The 17,035-nt window shown below is 38.7% G+C and carries 13 protein-coding genes and 1 riboswitch; of the genes, 4 read left to right on the top strand and 9 right to left on the bottom strand.

Features of this window, described 5'->3' with window-relative positions:
- Positions 1–24: 24 nt before the first annotated feature.
- Positions 25–85: riboswitch (Fluoride riboswitch) on the top strand.
- Between the two features lie 18 nt (positions 86–103).
- On the top strand, positions 104–1,393 hold the full coding sequence (locus tag ASG14_RS02255) for a voltage-gated chloride channel family protein (protein WP_056869433.1): 1,290 nt from the start codon (positions 104–106) through the stop codon (positions 1,391–1,393).
- A gap of 109 nt (positions 1,394–1,502) precedes the next feature.
- Here the strand turns inward: ASG14_RS02255 and ASG14_RS02250 are convergent, their stop codons facing one another.
- Positions 1,503–2,801, bottom strand: coding sequence for an HAD-IB family phosphatase (locus ASG14_RS02250; protein ID WP_056869432.1), 1,299 nt, complete (start codon positions 2,799–2,801; stop codon positions 1,503–1,505).
- Positions 2,802–2,860: 59 nt separating this feature from the next.
- On the opposite strand from ASG14_RS02250, the gene ASG14_RS02245 reads away from it, so the two are divergent.
- Positions 2,861–3,805 (top strand): DUF3667 domain-containing protein, encoded by a 945-nt coding sequence (locus tag ASG14_RS02245; protein ID WP_056869431.1) that lies wholly within the window; start codon positions 2,861–2,863, stop codon positions 3,803–3,805.
- On the opposite strand, the gene ASG14_RS02240 is transcribed toward ASG14_RS02245, so the two are convergent.
- Positions 3,802–4,764, bottom strand: a complete 963-nt coding sequence (locus ASG14_RS02240; RefSeq protein ID WP_056869430.1) for an NAD-dependent epimerase/dehydratase family protein — start codon at positions 4,762–4,764, stop codon at positions 3,802–3,804. The two genes, ASG14_RS02245 and ASG14_RS02240, sit on opposite strands and share 4 nt — an antisense overlap.
- Positions 4,765–4,833: 69 nt before the next feature.
- On the opposite strand from ASG14_RS02240, the gene ASG14_RS02235 reads away from it, so the two are divergent.
- Together ASG14_RS02235 and ASG14_RS02230 are read left to right on the top strand one after the other, a co-directional pair.
- Entirely contained in the window at positions 4,834–6,015 is a 1,182-nt protein-coding gene (locus tag ASG14_RS02235) for a formimidoylglutamase (protein WP_056869429.1), read from the top strand.
- A 70-nt stretch (positions 6,016–6,085) separates the two neighbouring features.
- The gene (locus ASG14_RS02230; protein WP_056869428.1) at positions 6,086–7,228 is read left to right on the top strand and encodes a TlpA disulfide reductase family protein; all 1,143 of its coding nucleotides are present in this window, start codon (positions 6,086–6,088) and stop codon (positions 7,226–7,228) included.
- A gap of 85 nt (positions 7,229–7,313) precedes the next feature.
- Here ASG14_RS02230 and ASG14_RS02225 read toward each other — a convergent pair whose 3' ends face one another.
- The 7 genes from ASG14_RS02225 to dcd form a co-directional block, all read right to left on the bottom strand.
- Complete coding sequence (locus tag ASG14_RS02225) at positions 7,314–7,820, bottom strand: SMI1/KNR4 family protein (protein ID WP_056869427.1); 507 nt, start codon at positions 7,818–7,820, stop codon at positions 7,314–7,316.
- Positions 7,821–7,836: 16 nt separating this feature from the next.
- The gene (gene purD, locus ASG14_RS02220) at positions 7,837–9,108 is read right to left on the bottom strand and encodes a phosphoribosylamine--glycine ligase (protein WP_056869426.1); all 1,272 of its coding nucleotides are present in this window, start codon (positions 9,106–9,108) and stop codon (positions 7,837–7,839) included.
- A 57-nt stretch (positions 9,109–9,165) separates the two neighbouring features.
- Positions 9,166–10,047 (bottom strand): SDR family oxidoreductase, encoded by an 882-nt coding sequence (locus ASG14_RS02215; protein ID WP_056869425.1) that lies wholly within the window; start codon positions 10,045–10,047, stop codon positions 9,166–9,168.
- 62 nt (positions 10,048–10,109) lie between these two features.
- On the bottom strand, positions 10,110–10,871 hold the full coding sequence (locus tag ASG14_RS02210) for an enoyl-CoA hydratase/isomerase family protein (RefSeq protein ID WP_056869424.1): 762 nt from the start codon (positions 10,869–10,871) through the stop codon (positions 10,110–10,112).
- Between the two features lie 77 nt (positions 10,872–10,948).
- Positions 10,949–13,639, bottom strand: coding sequence for a carboxypeptidase-like regulatory domain-containing protein (locus ASG14_RS02205; protein ID WP_235528486.1), 2,691 nt, complete (start codon positions 13,637–13,639; stop codon positions 10,949–10,951).
- Positions 13,640–13,725: 86 nt separating this feature from the next.
- Positions 13,726–16,416 carry a carboxypeptidase-like regulatory domain-containing protein gene (locus ASG14_RS02200; protein WP_056869423.1) on the bottom strand — a complete coding sequence of 897 codons (2,691 nt, stop codon included), beginning with the start codon at positions 16,414–16,416 and terminating at the stop codon, positions 13,726–13,728.
- 80 nt (positions 16,417–16,496) lie between these two features.
- Positions 16,497–17,033: a dCTP deaminase gene (gene dcd / locus ASG14_RS02195; RefSeq protein ID WP_056869422.1), complete on the bottom strand. Its 537-nt coding sequence runs from the start codon at positions 17,031–17,033 to the stop codon at positions 16,497–16,499.
- Positions 17,034–17,035: the final 2 nt, after the last annotated feature.

Raw genomic sequence — 17,035 nt, 5'->3', positions numbered from 1 at the left:
CGCTAAATAGGAAATTTTATACATTTGAACCATGGCGATGGGGTACCGCCAAAACCGCCAACAGGCTGATGACTCCTACGATTTTACTTAAAATTGATTTATAATGCCTGTTAAAAACTTAACGGAAGGTAATCTTTCGTACTTACATCGTTTCCAAAAATTAGAATTTGGGCTATTGTTAGCAAATAGCTTAAAATGGTTATCTTTCTCTGCGTTACTTGGAGGAATTGTAGGGTCCGCATCTGCACTGTTTTTAGTCGCTTTAAATTTAGTAACCGATTATCGTGAACAAAATCAATGGATAACTATTTTTTTACCCTCGGCTGGTTTACTCATTGGCTTGGCCTATCACTATTGGGGAAAAAAAGTTGTAAAAGGAAATAATCTTTTGATTGAAGAACTTCAAAGCCCGAAGAATATTATTCCAATAATTATGGCTCCTCTTATTTTTGCAGGAACAATAATTACCCATTTATTCGGTGGCTCTGCCGGGCGTGAAGGAACAGCTGTTCAAATTGGGGGCGCATTTGCCGATCAGTTTACAAAAGTATTTAAGCTTAAGCCCCGCGACCGAAAAATCATTTTAATTTGTGGTATTAGTGCAGGCTTTGCTTCAGTTTTTGGAACACCGTTGGCGGGCGCAGTTTTCGGAATAGAAGTTTTTGTTATTGGAAGCCTACTGTACACAGCCATTTTACCATCATTTGTTACAGCGATAATTGCCGATTATGTTTGTAAAGCTTGGGGTGTTGGACATACTCATTATGCTATTCCAATCGTGCCACAAATGGACATGATTAATCTGCTATTATCGCTAGGCACTGGTATAATTTTCGGGTTGGCCGCAAGAAGTTTTTCTACGTTAAATCATGGTTTATCTCAACTTTTTGCGAAAATTAAATATCCACCTTTGCGGCCTTTTGTTGGTGGTTTTATTTTGATTGGATTGATTTATTTACTTGGCACAACACGGTATATTGGCTTAGGAATTCCCGTTATTTCTGAATCATTTACACAACAAGAACCTTATTATACATTTGCTATAAAGCTATTTTTAACTGCTCTAACTTTAAGTGCTGGTTTTAAAGGTGGCGAGGTAACACCACTATTTTTTATTGGAGCTACTTTAGGTAGCTTTCTTAGCATTTTTGTTCCATTACCTGTTGGATTGTTGGCAGGTATGGGTTTTGTAGCAGTTTTCTCAGGCGCAGCCAATACACCACTTGCCTGTATTTTTATGGGTATAGAATTATTTGGAGCAGAGTGTGGCGTGTATATAGCGCTTGCTTGTGTTACGGCCTATGTATTTTCAGGCCATACAGGTATTTATCGTTCACAAAATATTGGTAGTCCTAAACATTTGCTACTAAAAAGACATCAGTTTTTAAGTTAGGAATGTTCTGGAATGAGTTATTGTGTAGTGTAGCTTTGACTATAATGTACATTTAGCTTTGACAAATTTTAATAAGTTGTCAAAGCTGTAAAGTATAAAAATCACTTATCTAATAAAGAACTCTAAACTTTATGGTATGTTCGATTTTCTTGAGTGCCTTGAATAACTGCTTATCGTACTCTGTGTTGATGTCCGTTATTGCATAGCCAATCTCGGGGTTTGTCATTAAAAACTGCCCTACAATATTAATGTTATGCTTTGCAAAAACAGTATTAATTTGCGCCATTATGCCCGGTACATTTTTGTGAATATGAATTAAGCGGTGCGATTTATCAATTTTTGGCAACTGCAGGTTAGGGTAATTTGCACTTAGGTAAGTTGCACCTGTGTTCATAAAATCAATCATTCTCTTCGGAATAAAATCGGAGTTACGCGGGTTTGATTTTACATCGTCGAAAATAACAATACCCATTTTAGTACAAAGCGCCGTATCGATTTTGCCTTTAGCATTACCTAAATAACCTATTGTTTTAAGTTTAACTGCATTTTTAAGTTGTTCACTTTCTATTTTTTCTCCGTCGGCCAAAAGGATTACACCAACATCTTTAACGTATTTTTCCTCGAACGAAGTTTTGTGTCTAATAGATAAACCATCGTTTTTGAGTAGCGCAATGCTATGGGCATCTACATCACCAATAATTAAACAAAGTATTCTGTTTTTTGGATAAGATATCGCCCTTGGCAGGTTGTTAACATATAAAAATTCATCGAAGCTTGGCGTAATGTGGTCAGCTTTTTCAATGATAGTTTGGCGGGCAATGTTTTCTGTAAAGGCAAAAAACTTATTAATCATCCCGCTTTCGCGAAGCTGAAAATCAGAGTAACCGTCGCCAATGCCGAAAAGTTCCCCTTCCAGTTTCAAATGCTGAAGAAGTTTAACTTTGCCACCTTCTTCACTTAGTGGATTGGCATGGTCGTAATCTATAATTTTACCATCACCTGTGGTTACAAAAGTATTGGCATAAATATTCTCCTTTTTTATATGGTACTGACTTACAACAGGCGTTATAAACTCTTTAAAACCGCCAGAAACAATTAACACCTCATCGGCATGTTTTTTAAAAAACTCGGCGTTACGGGAGAAAGAAGTAGAAACCTTTTTTTTGAGGTGTTTAATCAGTTGCTTTAAATGATCTTCATTTGCCTCTAATAACTTAACGCGTTGGGCCAAACTTTCTGAAAATGAAAGTTTACCTTCCATTGCCTGGTTTGTATAATCTTCAATTTTTTGGAAGATTGATTCCTTTTCAGGGTGTTTTTTTAGCGATATTCTGGCAAGTTCGTCCAGGGCTTCAACCTGCGTAAAGGTACTGTCGAAATCTATAATGTAATAGGCTTTTTTCTGCATTGCAAACTGTTAATCGGAGCTATAAACTGTCGAGCTGAAATTATATATTTGTTTCTAATATGCACAAAGATAATAATCATGAGGTGAATACCTGCCCTTCCTGTAAAACTAAGTTCGAAGGTAAATTTTGCCACAACTGCGGTGAAAAAGCATTTCATGAAAAAGACTATACTATCAAGAAATTTATAGAACAAACTGTAGATATTTTTACGCATTTTGATGGCAAGTTTGTCCGTTCGATAAAGTACATTTTTACGAAACCAGGTTTCCTGGCTCAGCAAAATATGCAAGGCATCAGGGTTAAATATGCCAAGCCCATGCAAATATTTTTGCTAGCCAACGTTTTGTTTTTCTTTATTACGCATATAGTTGGCGTAACGGATTACACACCGAATATTGGCGACGAGAAATTTGGGGGAATTAGCGGTTATTTCATTTTTAAGTGGCTAAGCCCTTTGGATGACTGGATTGTGAAACAGATAGGTATCTTAACAGATGCTAAATTAGAACATTTTGGTATAAGTGTTAATGAATTTACAAACAGATTTTGGCTCAATAGCTACATCTATAGTAAATCATTTATCGTATTGCTAATTCCTTTTTCTGGAACAGCAATCTATCTTTTTTTCAAGAAAAGGTTCAGGTATTTCTCAAATGCGCTGGCCTTTACCGCTCATTTCGTATCGTTTCAACTAATTGTCTTTTCAATAATATCGATTTTTAGGTACAGATATGGAATCGATGTTTTTCAGCCATTTACCTGGTTATTGTATCGTGAAGAAGTAAGGCCAATTACCCAATTTTTCACTGGCTCGAGATTTGAATTAATACATATGCTCTATTGGATACCATATCTATTTATTGCTTTTAAACGAGTTTTCCCAGATGAAAGTAGACTGGTTATCTTTATTAAAACCTACTTTATAGCAAGAATACTTTTTTTTATAACCTTCGTTTTTTATAAAAAATTGCTAATTGTTTTAACGCTTTTACTCATGCATTAGATCAGCGAAGCTGTAATCTCCTGTATACTTTGTTCAATCGGCTTAAACTGCATTCCTGTTGCTTCAATCACTTTTTCGTTACTGTAATAACTTAATGCTAAACTGCTTGTTGCAGTATCTTTTGTAACTGAGGGCTGTGCGCCTGTAAAAAGCGAAAAGAATTTTAGTGCCCGCCATGCAATTCCAAGCATCCAGGCCTTCGCTTCTTTTTTTGGTGGTTCAACCTTAAAACCTTTGGCAATTGCAGAGAATAAATCTTTATAATGAATATTGTCTGAAGAAATGATATATCGTTCTGCGCTGGTAGAAGCTTCCATCAAAAGTATCATCACTTTTGCAACGTCTTCCACGTCGACAAAGCCAGAAGCACCAGCGGTATAAAAAGGAAAACCACCTTTTATTAATTTAAAAATGGCACCACTCCCCTCAAAACCTGCGTTTTTTCCAATGATTATTGACGGATTTACAATTACGGCATCTAAACCCTCGGTAATGCCACGCCAAACCTCCATTTCCGACTCATATTTAGACAAACCGTAGGCGTGTGCTTTCGAATCGTATTCCCAGAAATCTTTCTCGGTAATTTGCCTACCCTTTTTTGCCTCACCCAATGCAGCAACCGAGCTTACATGTAACAAGCGGCAATTGTACTCTATACATAGGTTTACGATGTTGGATGTACCATCGATATTTACATGAAATAGTTGCTTTTTGTCTTTAGAATTAAGTGAAACAAATGCTGCGCAGTGAAAAACTTTTGTAATGCCAATAAATGCCTCTTCCAGTGTGGCGGGTTCATTAATATCGGCTTCAAACCAATCAAGGAGTTTATTGTTCTGAATAATCGGGGGGATTTTGGAATTTTTTCTCCTTAAAGCCCGAACTGCTAAACCGTTATCAGTTAATTGTTTTATTAATTCAGATCCTAAAAATCCCGTTCCACCTGTTACGAGTATCATTATTTTTTTTGGGCTATAGATGAAAATACGCATTCAAAAATAGATATTTGGGGCGATAGTTTTAAATATATGTCATTAACCGATTTCTTTTCTCCATTAAATGTTGAACAGTTTACACCAAAAGATGGATTTTACACCAGTCAGCTAGGTTTGAAAACCCAATTCTACACGGAATCTTTTCCTGATTTGGAAGAAACAAAATTCGACATTGCAATTTTCGGTGTATTGGATGGCAGAAGCGCAATCAATAATGAAGGTTGCGGAATTGGTCCGGACTATTTCAGGGAAAAATTTTATAAGTTAAACGAAGGCGCATTTACCAGCCGGTTAGTTGATTTGGGAAATATATTGCCTGGCGCAACCATTGCCGATACCTATGTTGCGGTGAAAATGGTTGTATCAGAGTTAATTAAAAACGACATAATTCCGGTGATTATTGGCGGCGGACAGGACTTGACTTACGCCCAATATCTGGGTTACGAAGATTTGGAACAAAAGGTAGATTTGGTAATTGTAGACAATCAATTCGATATAGACGATGACAACAATGATGGTATCGCAACGCGTTCTGATTGCTATCTGAATAAAATATTCCTTCATCAACCCAATTATCTTTTCAACTTTAGTAATATTGGCTACCAAACTTATTTTGTAAACCAGGAAAGCCTGAGCGTTATGGACAAGCTTTATTTTGATGTTCATCGCCTCGGCGAATTTGCGCAGGATATTACTTTAACTGAGCCAATTATTCGTAATGCAAACATGCTTAGCTTTGATATTGGAGCCATTCGTTCTGCCGATGCTGTGGCAAATGCAAACACTACGCCCAATGGTTTCGATGGAGAAAAAGCGTGCAGAATTGCACGTTATGCGGGCATGAACGACAAACTTACTTCGATAGGATTTTATGAGTTTAACCCAGCCTACGATAGCAACGGACAAACGGCCTTTTTACTTGCACAAATGGTTTGGTATTTTATTGATGGCTTTTATGCCCGCAAAAAAGACTTCCCACTTACGCCAAAATCTCAATTTATAATATACAGAACCAGCTTAAAAGATGGTTCGGGCGAAATGACTTTTGTGAAAAGTAAAAAATCAGATCGTTGGTGGATGCAGGTTCCTTACCCAACCGGCATCTCAAAAAATGAAAGATACCACCTCGTACCTTGTCGATATGATGACTACCAAACGGCTATAAATGGAGATATGCCAGACCTATGGTGGCGAACCTATCAAAAGCTATCATAATTTTACACAAGTAGTTACGTTAGAAATTTACAAATATTTATCTTTACAAAAAGACGATTAAATTAGAACCATGAAAAGAATACTCTTATCTGCAATGGCACTTTTGCCGCTGGCAGCATTAGCTCAAAAGCCATTTACCATTAAGGGTGATGCAAAAGCTTTGAAAACAGGCGACAAAGTATATTTTGTTTATGCGGCAAATAGTGAACGCAAAACCGATTCGGCCGTTGTTGCAAATGGTAAATTTGAATTCAAGGGCACCGCAGCCGATCCGGTTATGGGAAACTTGTTTAAAAATATTAATCCTTACGTTAAAGGAACTAACACCCGCAACATGGATTACGCAAGTTTATATGTTGAACCGGGAAATATTATGGTGAGTTCAGTAGATTCCTTAAAATCTATAAAAGTTACCGGAACGCCTGCAAATGATGATAACACAAAGCTAAAGGCAAGCTTAAAGCCATCTACCGATAAAATTGATGCAATTAATGCAGAATACGCAAAACTAAGCGCAGAGCAAAAGAAAGATAAAGCTGTAATGGCAAGCATTAGTGAAAGATACGATAAGGCAGCTGGCGAAGCTACCCCGATTTACATTTCGTTCGCCAAAAGCAACCCAAAATCTTATGTAAGTTTAATTTCGTTAGCACAGTTAGCAAGCGATCCTGACCAGCTTGCGCAAGTTGAAGCGATTTATCCGACTTTAAGTGCCGAGTTGAAAGCTACAAAGACTGGAACCACCCTGGCAAAAACTTTAGAAGCCTCTAAAAAAACTGCTGTTGGTGTAATGGCGATGGACTTTACGCAAAATGACCCTGACGGGAAACCTGTTAAATTATCTGATTTTAAAGGTAAATATGTCCTTGTAGATTTTTGGGCATCATGGTGCGGACCTTGCCGCCAGGAAAACCCTAACGTTGTTGTGGCGTATAACAAGTTTAAGGACAAAGGTTTTACAGTATTAGGGGTGTCTTTAGATCAGCCGGGCAAAAAAGATGCCTGGTTAAAGGCTATTGCAGATGATAAGCTAACCTGGACCCATGTTTCTGACCTGAAATTTTGGGACAATGAAGTAGCGGTAATGTATGGCATTCGCTCTATTCCTGCTAATTTTTTAATTGACCCAACGGGTAAAATTATTGCAAAAGGGTTACGGGAAGAAGCTTTGCAGAATAAACTTCAGGAACTTTTAGGCAGCAAAACTAAATAATCATTTATTAAGTTAAAACGTTAAAAAATCACATAAAATTAAAGCCCCGGTTTAGTCGGGGCTTTGTTTTTTTATACGATTTCTTTTAAGCTGATTTTAAGAAATCGAGTGCGTTGATAAAGTAATTTTCCATGCCCTCGTATGGGTCTGCACCTGGTATCCACGAAGCAAATTTCCAGTATTCCCAATCACCATTTTCTGATAGCGGCGGAACAAGGAGGAAATATTGCTCTTCATTTCTGCCACCAACCACAATACTCCTTGCCAGCTTAATGGCAACATCCAAAAGCTCATCGTTACTAATCCAAATCTCTATTAAATGCGGATCGATGTCTTTTAGAAAACCAACACTATCAGTTGGCTCAAACGATGGCTCAATATTTTCATTTGGCGTGCTAAAGCCATTGGTAATCGATAAAAACAGCTTATAATCTTTGGGCAAAACGATGTCCAACCGTTCTTCCAACCGCTTTATTTCATCTGAAGAAGCAGGTAAATTGCCCAACCACGCAGATTCGATCTGTCCGTTAGTAAATGTAAATTCAGCTTGTTTAATTGCCGTTTCCGAAATCTTTTTAAGTATCTTTTTCAATTTGAAGCCTTTAAAATTATATTAAATCGAAACCTATATCTTCTCTAAAATACTTGCCGTCGAAATAAATTCTACCGGCGTCGGCTGTTGCAGATTGTAATGCGGTGAACATATCCTTCTGTAAACTGGTAATCGCAATAACGCGGCCACCATTGGTTTTAACAACATCATTATCAAGCAAAGTACCCGCATGGAAAGCAGTAGAGTGACGAAGGTTTTCGATACCTGAAATTGCTTTTCCTTTTAAATACTCGCCCGGATAACCACCGGCAACAATCATTACAGTTGCCGCAGTTTGCTCAGAAATGACCAAGTTAACCTGATTCAATTGCTTATTTGCTGTTGCCATAAACAGTTCTACCAGGTCATTTTCAATCCTCGGAATCACGCTTTCTGTCTCCGGATCGCCCATTCGTGCATTGTACTCAATTACATATGGCTCTTCGCCAACCTTTATCAAACCAAAAAATATAAAGCCTGTATAATCGATATTATCCGCTTTCAAACCCTTTACTGTAGGTTTAATAATTCGTTCTTCAACTTTAGCCAGAAATTCGGTGGTGGCAAATGGCACCGGAGAAACCGAACCCATACCACCAGTGTTCAGGCCGGTATCGTTCTGGCCGATTCTTTTATAATCTTTAGCAGATGGAAGGGTTAGGTAGTTTTCACCATCGGTTAAAATAAACACCGAAAGTTCTATACCACTTAAAAACTCTTCAATAACCACGGTAGCACCCGCAGCACCAAATTTACCTCCAAGCATTAACTTTAATTCTTCCTGGGCTTCAATCGTTTCCGTGCAAATTAAAACACCTTTGCCAGCCGCTAAGCCATCGGCCTTTAAAACAACGGGAAGTGCATGCGTTTGCAGGTAGGCCAGGCCATCATCCAGGGTTTCGGGGGTAAAAGATTTTGAAGCTGCCGTTGGAATACCATGGCGTTGCATAAATTGTTTGGAAAAATCTTTGCTTCCCTCTAAAATTGCTCCTTCTTTTTTCGGCCCGATTACAGGGACGTGTGAAATGGCATCGTCGGCAAGAAAAAAATCATGGATACCATTTACTAAAGGCTCTTCCGGACCAACAATGACCAACTCAATCTTTTCGGTAAGCACTATTTTTTTTATAGAATCAAAATCATTTACACTGATATTGATATTTGTACCAAAAGCACCTGTGCCGCCGTTTCCTGGCGCAATGATTAGCTTATCACAATGTGAAGACTGGCTTATTTTCCAGGCGAACGCACTTTCTCTGCCACCTGAACCTAATAGTAAGATATTCATACTGGCAAAGATAATATTTTAGCATCAAGTAGCGAGTACGAAGTAAGAAGACATGGACTAGCTACCTTTGGCGCTTCTTGTCATCTGCTCAAGCATATCCCACATTTCATTCGGAATTGCTTCTAGACCGTTCATTTGTCCGGCACCCTGTAGCCATTCGCCGCCATCTATGGTAACAGTTTCTCCGTTAATGTATCCGGAAAAGTCGCTAACCAAAAACGCAGCAAGGTTTGCCAGTTCCTGATGTTCGCCAACCCTTTTTAAGGGAACACGATTTTTAAAATCGAATTTTTTAGCCAAATCGCCGGGCAACAATCGTTCCCAGGCACCCTTTGTAGGGAATGGGCCGGGTGCTATTGCATTTGTACGTATGCCATACTTACCCCATTCTACCGCAAGTGAACGGGTTAAAGCCAGTACGCCTCCTTTTGCACAGGCAGATGGAACAACATATGCAGAGCCGGTAAACGCATAGGTAGTAACTATATTTAAAACTGTAGCCGTTTGTTTTTCCTTTATCCAATGTTTCCCAAAGGTAAGCGTACAATTTACTGTGCCCTTTAAAACGATATCAATAATTGATGAAAATGCATTTGCAGATAACCGCTCCGTTGGCGATATAAAATTCCCGGCAGCATTATTTAATAGCACATCTACCTGTCCAAACTTTTCGATTGTTTTTGCCAGCATATTTTCAACTTGTTCAACCTCCCGTACGTCGCAGGCAACAGCCAGAACTTTTCCGCCTGTTTTTTCTTCCATTTCATCAGCCGTTTTTTGCAGTACATCCTGCTTCCGGCTCGTGATTACCAGATTGGCGCCTAACTTTAAAAAGTAAATACCCATGGCTTTCCCTAAGCCTGTGCCGCCGCCGGTAATAACGATGGTTTTGCCTTCCAGGGCACCGTCTCTAAGCATTGGTTGGTTATATGCAAACATAATTCTGGTTATTAAGAAATGGTTAGTTGGTTAATTGTTAATTGAATGGCTTTTATACTTAATTACTTGCGCTGGAGGTTTTCCAGAATGGTTTTTAAGATATGGCGTGTTGCAGGCGACCACCACTGCTCGAGCATTTTTGCCAGGGTTGCGGATTGGTCTGCATTCATCGAAGCAATCAATTCCTCGCGGATGTTTTGTTTGCTTTGCGACCAGGTATTGCTTTCCAATTCCATAAACTTTTTAATTTTTCTTTCTGCTGTGGTAAGCAATGTTTCACCTTTAACAACATCATCAACTAAACCAACTTTTAATGCCTCCTCCGGATTATATAATTTGCCGGTGAGTAAACTTCTGGATGCCTCGGCCTTGCCAATCCAAAAAGAATAAAGCTGAAAAATACTGTTCGGAACAATTATCCCGACAGGAACTTCATTTAAACCAATAATGTATTGCCCTTCAGCCATAACACGGTAATCGCATGCTAATGCCATTACACAGCCACCTGCGGGGCTATGGCCACTTATTGCGGCAACCATAGGCTTTTTAAAAGATACCATGTTCGCTGCAAAATCGAAAAACAAGGTAAAGAATGATTTTGCCTCGTCTTCATTGTAGTTGAAAAGTTCCACTAAATCTAAGCCTGCAGAAAAGAACGGAGCAGAACCAGTTAAAATTACACCACCAATATTATCATCTGACGAGATGTTTTTAAGCATGTCATCAAGCTCCGTAACCAACTCGCGGTTTAGCGCATTCGATTTACCTCTGGCCAGCGTTATTGTAGCAAGGCGGTCTTTTACACTTACTTTAATCGTATTCATAGTAAACGGCTTTCAATGTGATTTTCAGCACACAAATAATTATGCATGCATACTAATTCAAATTTATTTAATTTTTCCTATTTAACACTATATGTGTAAACCTTTCTTGCTAAATGGCCAGATACATCAATCCCTTCCATTATCATTCTATAATCACCAGGCTCATTTGCATTATAAAATTCAAATCGTCCTTTTCCGTTTTCGTCCGTTATCACCTCCGGATTCCAATAAACCGTACTCCTCGTGTCGTTGATGTCTAATTCCTTTGGTTTATCGTACTGAGGGGAATAAAAAGTTTTTGAAATGGTTATTCCCTTTGGATTAACGCTGATAACGCCTTCTGCCTGATATTTGGTGCTCATGCCTTTTCGGGTAGTAATTACAATAACTCCGCCGCTTCCCTGCATCCCGTAAATTGTGGTTAATGCAACAGTTTTCAGCAATTCTACACTTTCAATATCAGCAGGAATTAACCCATCCAGCGTTCCGGGATAAATTCCGTCTACAACGTAAAGCATCGCCGCACCTTTAAGCGTAGATGAACCGAACTGACCCCTGATTAACACCGGACTGTCGAGCTTGCCTACGAGCACTCCCGGAAGTTGCCTCCAAACACATCCCCATGTAGCGCAACCTTTAATTTTATCGCCGGGTAAAACATAGTCTGCCACGCCCGCCCCGTTGTAGTTTGAAGAATTTGGCGCAAGGCTTTTCTTTCCTTCGATTGTCACCTCATTCAGTTTGATACCCTTATCCATTAAACCGAGGCGTCTCATTTCGTCAAAAAAGGTGTCGTTGGCTTTAATGTATTGCATTAAAACCTCGTTAACATTCACTTCCACATCGGCAGCATTTTTATTTTTGGTAACGATTTGATTGGGAATCCTATCCAGAATTATGGTTACCTTTTTGTCGTTATCTTTTGTGCGGGCCTGAACAATAAACTTCGTACTATCTTTAAATAAAAGATTTTGGAACCGGAAACGCCCGGTTGCATCTGTTACCGTATCGAGCACGAACCCTTTCGATTCTTTTGCCATTAGCAAAACCTTACCGCCCACCACAGGCTTGTTACCTTTTTTTATTTGTCCGCTAATAATACTCGAATACTCGGGCACATAAGTGATGTTTGGGAAAACGTCATTTATAACATCTTTCCAAACAAAACGGCTCCAGCCTTGTGTAAGCATGAGGTTATCCAGGTCACGATTAGTTTTAGCATCATTATTTAAGAAATAATAGTTGGGTTCTTCTATGTATCCCGCCAAATCTGATGAGAGCAATAAATTGCTGAAAATATTGCTTTCATTATTTTCATCAGCCTTTAATTTGGTTGTGTTGGCAATTGAAATCGAAAAACTGCCCACCGCAGGTTTATCATCAGCCAATGCCCTGAAGTTAAAAACCGACTTATTTTTTTTGCCTGAAGCAACGGAATCTATATTCAAGTCAATTTTAAACTGATCAGTTTGTTGCTTCGAAAATATCAATCGCTCGGCTATGGGCTGGTTATCGCCAGAAAACAACGTTATTTGATTAATGCCCGGCGAAAGTTTATCCCTGCCAAGCGAGGTAACTACTAACTGCTTTGTAATTTTCGCTTTTATTACGTGGGCTATGGAGCCGTTTTGCTGCACGACCAATTTAACTTCCTCGCCATTTACAGCATTTGCAGACGACAATATTTTTAACTTCAACGTTTCAGCATCTGTTTCATCCACTGCTAAAGCATGCCCAATCTTTTGTGTTTCGGGAAATTTAAACTCCTTTTCAGAACCATCTTTAAACTTAATTAAAGCTGTGTAAGCCTGGTTTGGCTGCACATTAGTAATAAAGCTGCCCATGCCTAAATGTGAGGTTTGAAATGTGTTTACAACCTTGCCGTTGCCATCTAAAATAACGCCGACAACGTCTTCACCTCTACCCGAAGAGTTTACAGCTTTTACGGCTATTCTTTGAGGCAAATCTTCTAAAAGCACGCCACTTTCTGGCAAAAACTGAACATCGACCTGATTTGAAGTAGCGCGGATTGGGATGGATTTTACAACTTTATTTCTGTTGGGTAGGTTTAACGTTGTTAAAATGTAGCCCTGCGTATTTGCGTGATTTTTAGTGAAATGAACTTCTGCATTGCCGTCTAAATCTGTTTTTGATTTCCCTGCCGTTTTCGTTTTATCGTCAAACTGAATCTCATAACTAATTTCATTTTCGCGGTAGGGCAAACCGTTTTTATCTTCAAAGTGAATGGTTGCATCTACATTATTTAAATTATTTTCTTTACTAAACTTATAACTCGTTTTTGTGAAGACTTTATTGGAAATGCTGTTGCCAATTTTTATCGTTTTATCGTAAAAGAAGTCGGTTCCAAAATTCCGCATGTAATTAGTATATGCCCGGATTCTGTAATTTCCTTCAGCTAAGGTGTCGGCAATTTTTATATTGCCCCAACTTACACCATTCATCAAGGGGAGTTTCAACTGAATTTTTAGGGAGTCTTTTTCATCAATCAATTCAACATAAACTATCTTGCTTATTAATGATAATCCTTTGGCGTTCGAATTTGTTGCGTACGCTTTAAACCATACATCATCTCCCACAGCGTAGTATGGCTTATCAAGATGCAGGTATAGCTTTTCGTGGGGATACTTTGTACTGTAAGCAACAAGCTTTTTGAGTATCGCATTAAAAGGGTCATCATCGCCTTTAAATGCGATAAGCGCTAAAAACAGGAAAGAGAAGGCGAGTAAACGGTAAAGTAGATTTTTCATTAGGGTTGCATAAAAAAATATGCCTCAAGTTAATAAACCTGAAGCACATCCTCTAAAAATCCGACTAACGTTTTAGTTACGTTTTGTTACTTTATGTCGTACGTGTAAACCTTTCTGGCTAAATGGCCTTCTGCATCTATGCCCTCAATTACAATACGATAAGTCCCCGCTTCATCAGCATTGTAAAAATCGAATTTTGCATTACCCTGATCGGCAGCAACTACCTGAGGGTTCCAATAAATTGTACTTCGGTAATCTTGTTTGCTACCGGTTGTTTGCGAATCGTATTTAGGCGCATAAAATTCTCTGGATGCAGAATATCCTTTCTGATTGACAATTACCACACCAGGTGCATAGTTATTGTAATTAGCAACACCACCCCCGCGTTTTGTTGTAATTATTAAAACGCCACCACCGCCGTTGATTCCATAGATTGCCGTATTACCCGCCGACCTCAAAACCTCAATTGTTTCAATATCGGGCGCATTAAGATTATCAAGAAATTCTGGTTCAACCTGCATGCCATCAACGATAATAGACATTGGGGTGTTCGGACTTCGCGTAGAATACGGTATACCTCCTCTAAAGGTTACAAACGGAATGCGCCCGTTTAAACATTGCGAAAGCTGAACGCAAGTTGAAAGGTCTTTCTCTGTAAGTACATAATCGGCGTTACCTGCTCCGTTTAGGTTCGAAGAATTTTTTGCGACGTTTCGTTTCTCGGTAACCACAACTTCATCAAGTTTAATGGTTCTTTCCAGCAGTCCCAAACGGGTCATTTCGTTAAAATAGTTATCGCTTTCTTTGATGTATTTCATCAGCGAATTATTAACATTAACATCAATATCAGCGCTATTTTTATTTTTGGTTACAATTTGATAAGGTACGGCATCTACTTTAATGTCTACAAACTTTCTATCGGCTTTTGTTCTGGCCTGAACTACAAATTTTGTGCTGTCGCTAAACATCAGGTTATCGAAATTAAATTTTCCTTCGGCATTTGTTACCGTATCTAGCACAAAAAAACCACCTTTGGTAGACATTAACATCACCTTACCATTCGGCACTGGTTTACCGCCTTTTGTAACTGTTCCACTAATTGAAGTAGATTGCTCGGGCTTGAACGTAATGTTGGGCGCCGCACCGGCAATCACGTTTTTCCATAAAAATCTTCGCCAGCCTTGCGTCAGCAATAAGTTATCGAGCTCTCGTGCAGTTTTCAAATCATCTTTAAGAAAATAATGATTTGGCTTTTCTACATGACCGGCCAAATCTGATGTCAACCATAAATTAGCGAAAATATTGCTCTCATTATCCTCATCTGGCGTTACTTTGCTTGCGTTTGTTACGGAAACAGAAAAACTCCCCACAACCGGTTTCCCAACATTCGATGCTTTAAATGTAAAATTCGACAAGCCTTTTTTCGAATCTGATTGTGCGGCAGAATTTAAGTCTATATCGATAACATCAGATTTGCTTTTATTGAAAATCAATCGTTCCGCGATTGGCTCATTATTAGCAGAAAATAAGGTAAACTGAATAATGCCTGATGGCAATTTGCTTTTAGGTATGTTGGCGAGCAGCACTTGTTTATCAACCTTAGCTTTCGAAACGTAGTAAACATTTCCAGCTTGCTGGGCAACAATCTTTAACTCATCGCCGTTGGTTAGGTTGGCACTTGCCATAAGTTTAACCATAACCTTCGCTGTGTCTATATTATTTATAGATAAAGCATAACCACTTTTTTGGGCCAGCGGAAGTTTAAAGTCCTTTTCCGAGCCATCTTTAAATTTAATTTTTGCGGTATAGTTTTTACCTGGAAGTGCGTTCAGCGTAAAATTGCCCATACCAAGGTAATTGGTCTCAATTTTTGCAAGTTCAACGCCGGTATCGTCTACAACCCTACCCGAAATATCTTCGCCATTGCCTGAACCGTTCAATGCTTTAACAGCAATCTTTTGAGGAAGCTCTTCTACAAATGTTCCTCCTTCCGGCAAAAACTGCACATCAACATCATTACTCGTGGCGGTAATTGGAATCGATTTAACAATTTTTTGTTTGTTATCGAGCGTAATGGTGGCAACAATTTTACCTTTTTTATTCAAAAAAGACTGGCTGTTCGTAAAACTGATTACAGCATCGCCCTTCAGGTTGGTTTTGGTTTTACCTTTTGCAACACTTCGAAAATCAAGTTGTGCCTCGTAGCTCACTTCGTTTTCCTTGTAAGCAACGCCATTTTTATCTTCAAAATGAATGGTGGCAGTAACGGTTTCGGCACTATTTTCTTTCGAAAATTTATATTCGGTAAATGTAAAAACCTTATTTGCCCAGCTGTTGCCAATTTTTATGGTTTTATCGAAAAAGAAATCGGTGCCAAAATTGCGCATATAATTGGTGTAAGCCCTAATCCGGTAGTTGCCTTCACCCAAAGAATCGGTTAGTTTGAAATCGCCCCAGGAAATGCCACCCATGATGGGAAGCTTGATTAACTTTTTTAACGAATCCTTTTCATTAATTAATTCTACATAAAGTATTTTACTAATGTTGGAAGGCGTTTGTGTTTTGCCGTTAACGACATAGGCTTTAAACCAAATATCGTCTCCAATGGCATAATACGGCTTATCTAAATGAAGGTAAACCTTTTCCTGTTGATATTTTGTGGTGTAGTCATCAAGCTTTTTAAGAAGCTGGGTAAACGGGTCATCGTCGATTTTAAAGGCAACAAAACCTATAAGCACAGCGAAGAAGCCCAAAGCGAGCGAAATTTTGATTTTCATTTGGTGTGTGGTAAATTAAATATGCCTCAAGTTACAAAACCCGAGGCATATTTTAATGAAGATCAGATGAATATTTAATTCTAAAAGCTGTTCTTCCACATCATACTTTCTACCGGCTTAGTCGTTTTATTATTGTATTTAGCGTTACCCTTGGTGTTGTACATGGTTTCGATATTTCCTTCTACAACGAAATATATTAGCTGGCCGATGGGCATGCCTGCATAAATTTTCACAGGCTGGGCCACAGAAATCTCAAGCGTCCATGTATTGCAGAAACCAACATCGCCTTTTCCGGCAGTGGCATGAATATCGATACCTAATCTTCCGGTACTGCTTTTTCCTTCTAAAAAAGGAACATGACTATGTGTTTCGGTGTATTCTAAGGTTACTCCAAGGTATAATGTACCTGGCTGAAGTACGAATCCATCTTTAGGAATTTCGAAATGGTCAATTTCATTATGCTTTTTTGCATCTAATACGCGGCTTTTATAGGTTGCAAGGTATTTTCCAAGATGTACATCGTAAGAGTTGGTGCCCAAACAAGTTCTGTCAAAAGGCTCTATAATTATTGTTCCCTTTTCAATTTCCTCTAAAATCCTTTTATCTGATAATATCATTT

This window comes from Pedobacter sp. Leaf194 (assembly GCF_001423945.1).
Lineage (GTDB): Bacteria > Bacteroidota > Bacteroidia > Sphingobacteriales > Sphingobacteriaceae > Pedobacter.
Note: the sequence above shows the minus strand (reverse complement) of the source record. Positions and strands in the feature narration are given on the sequence as shown.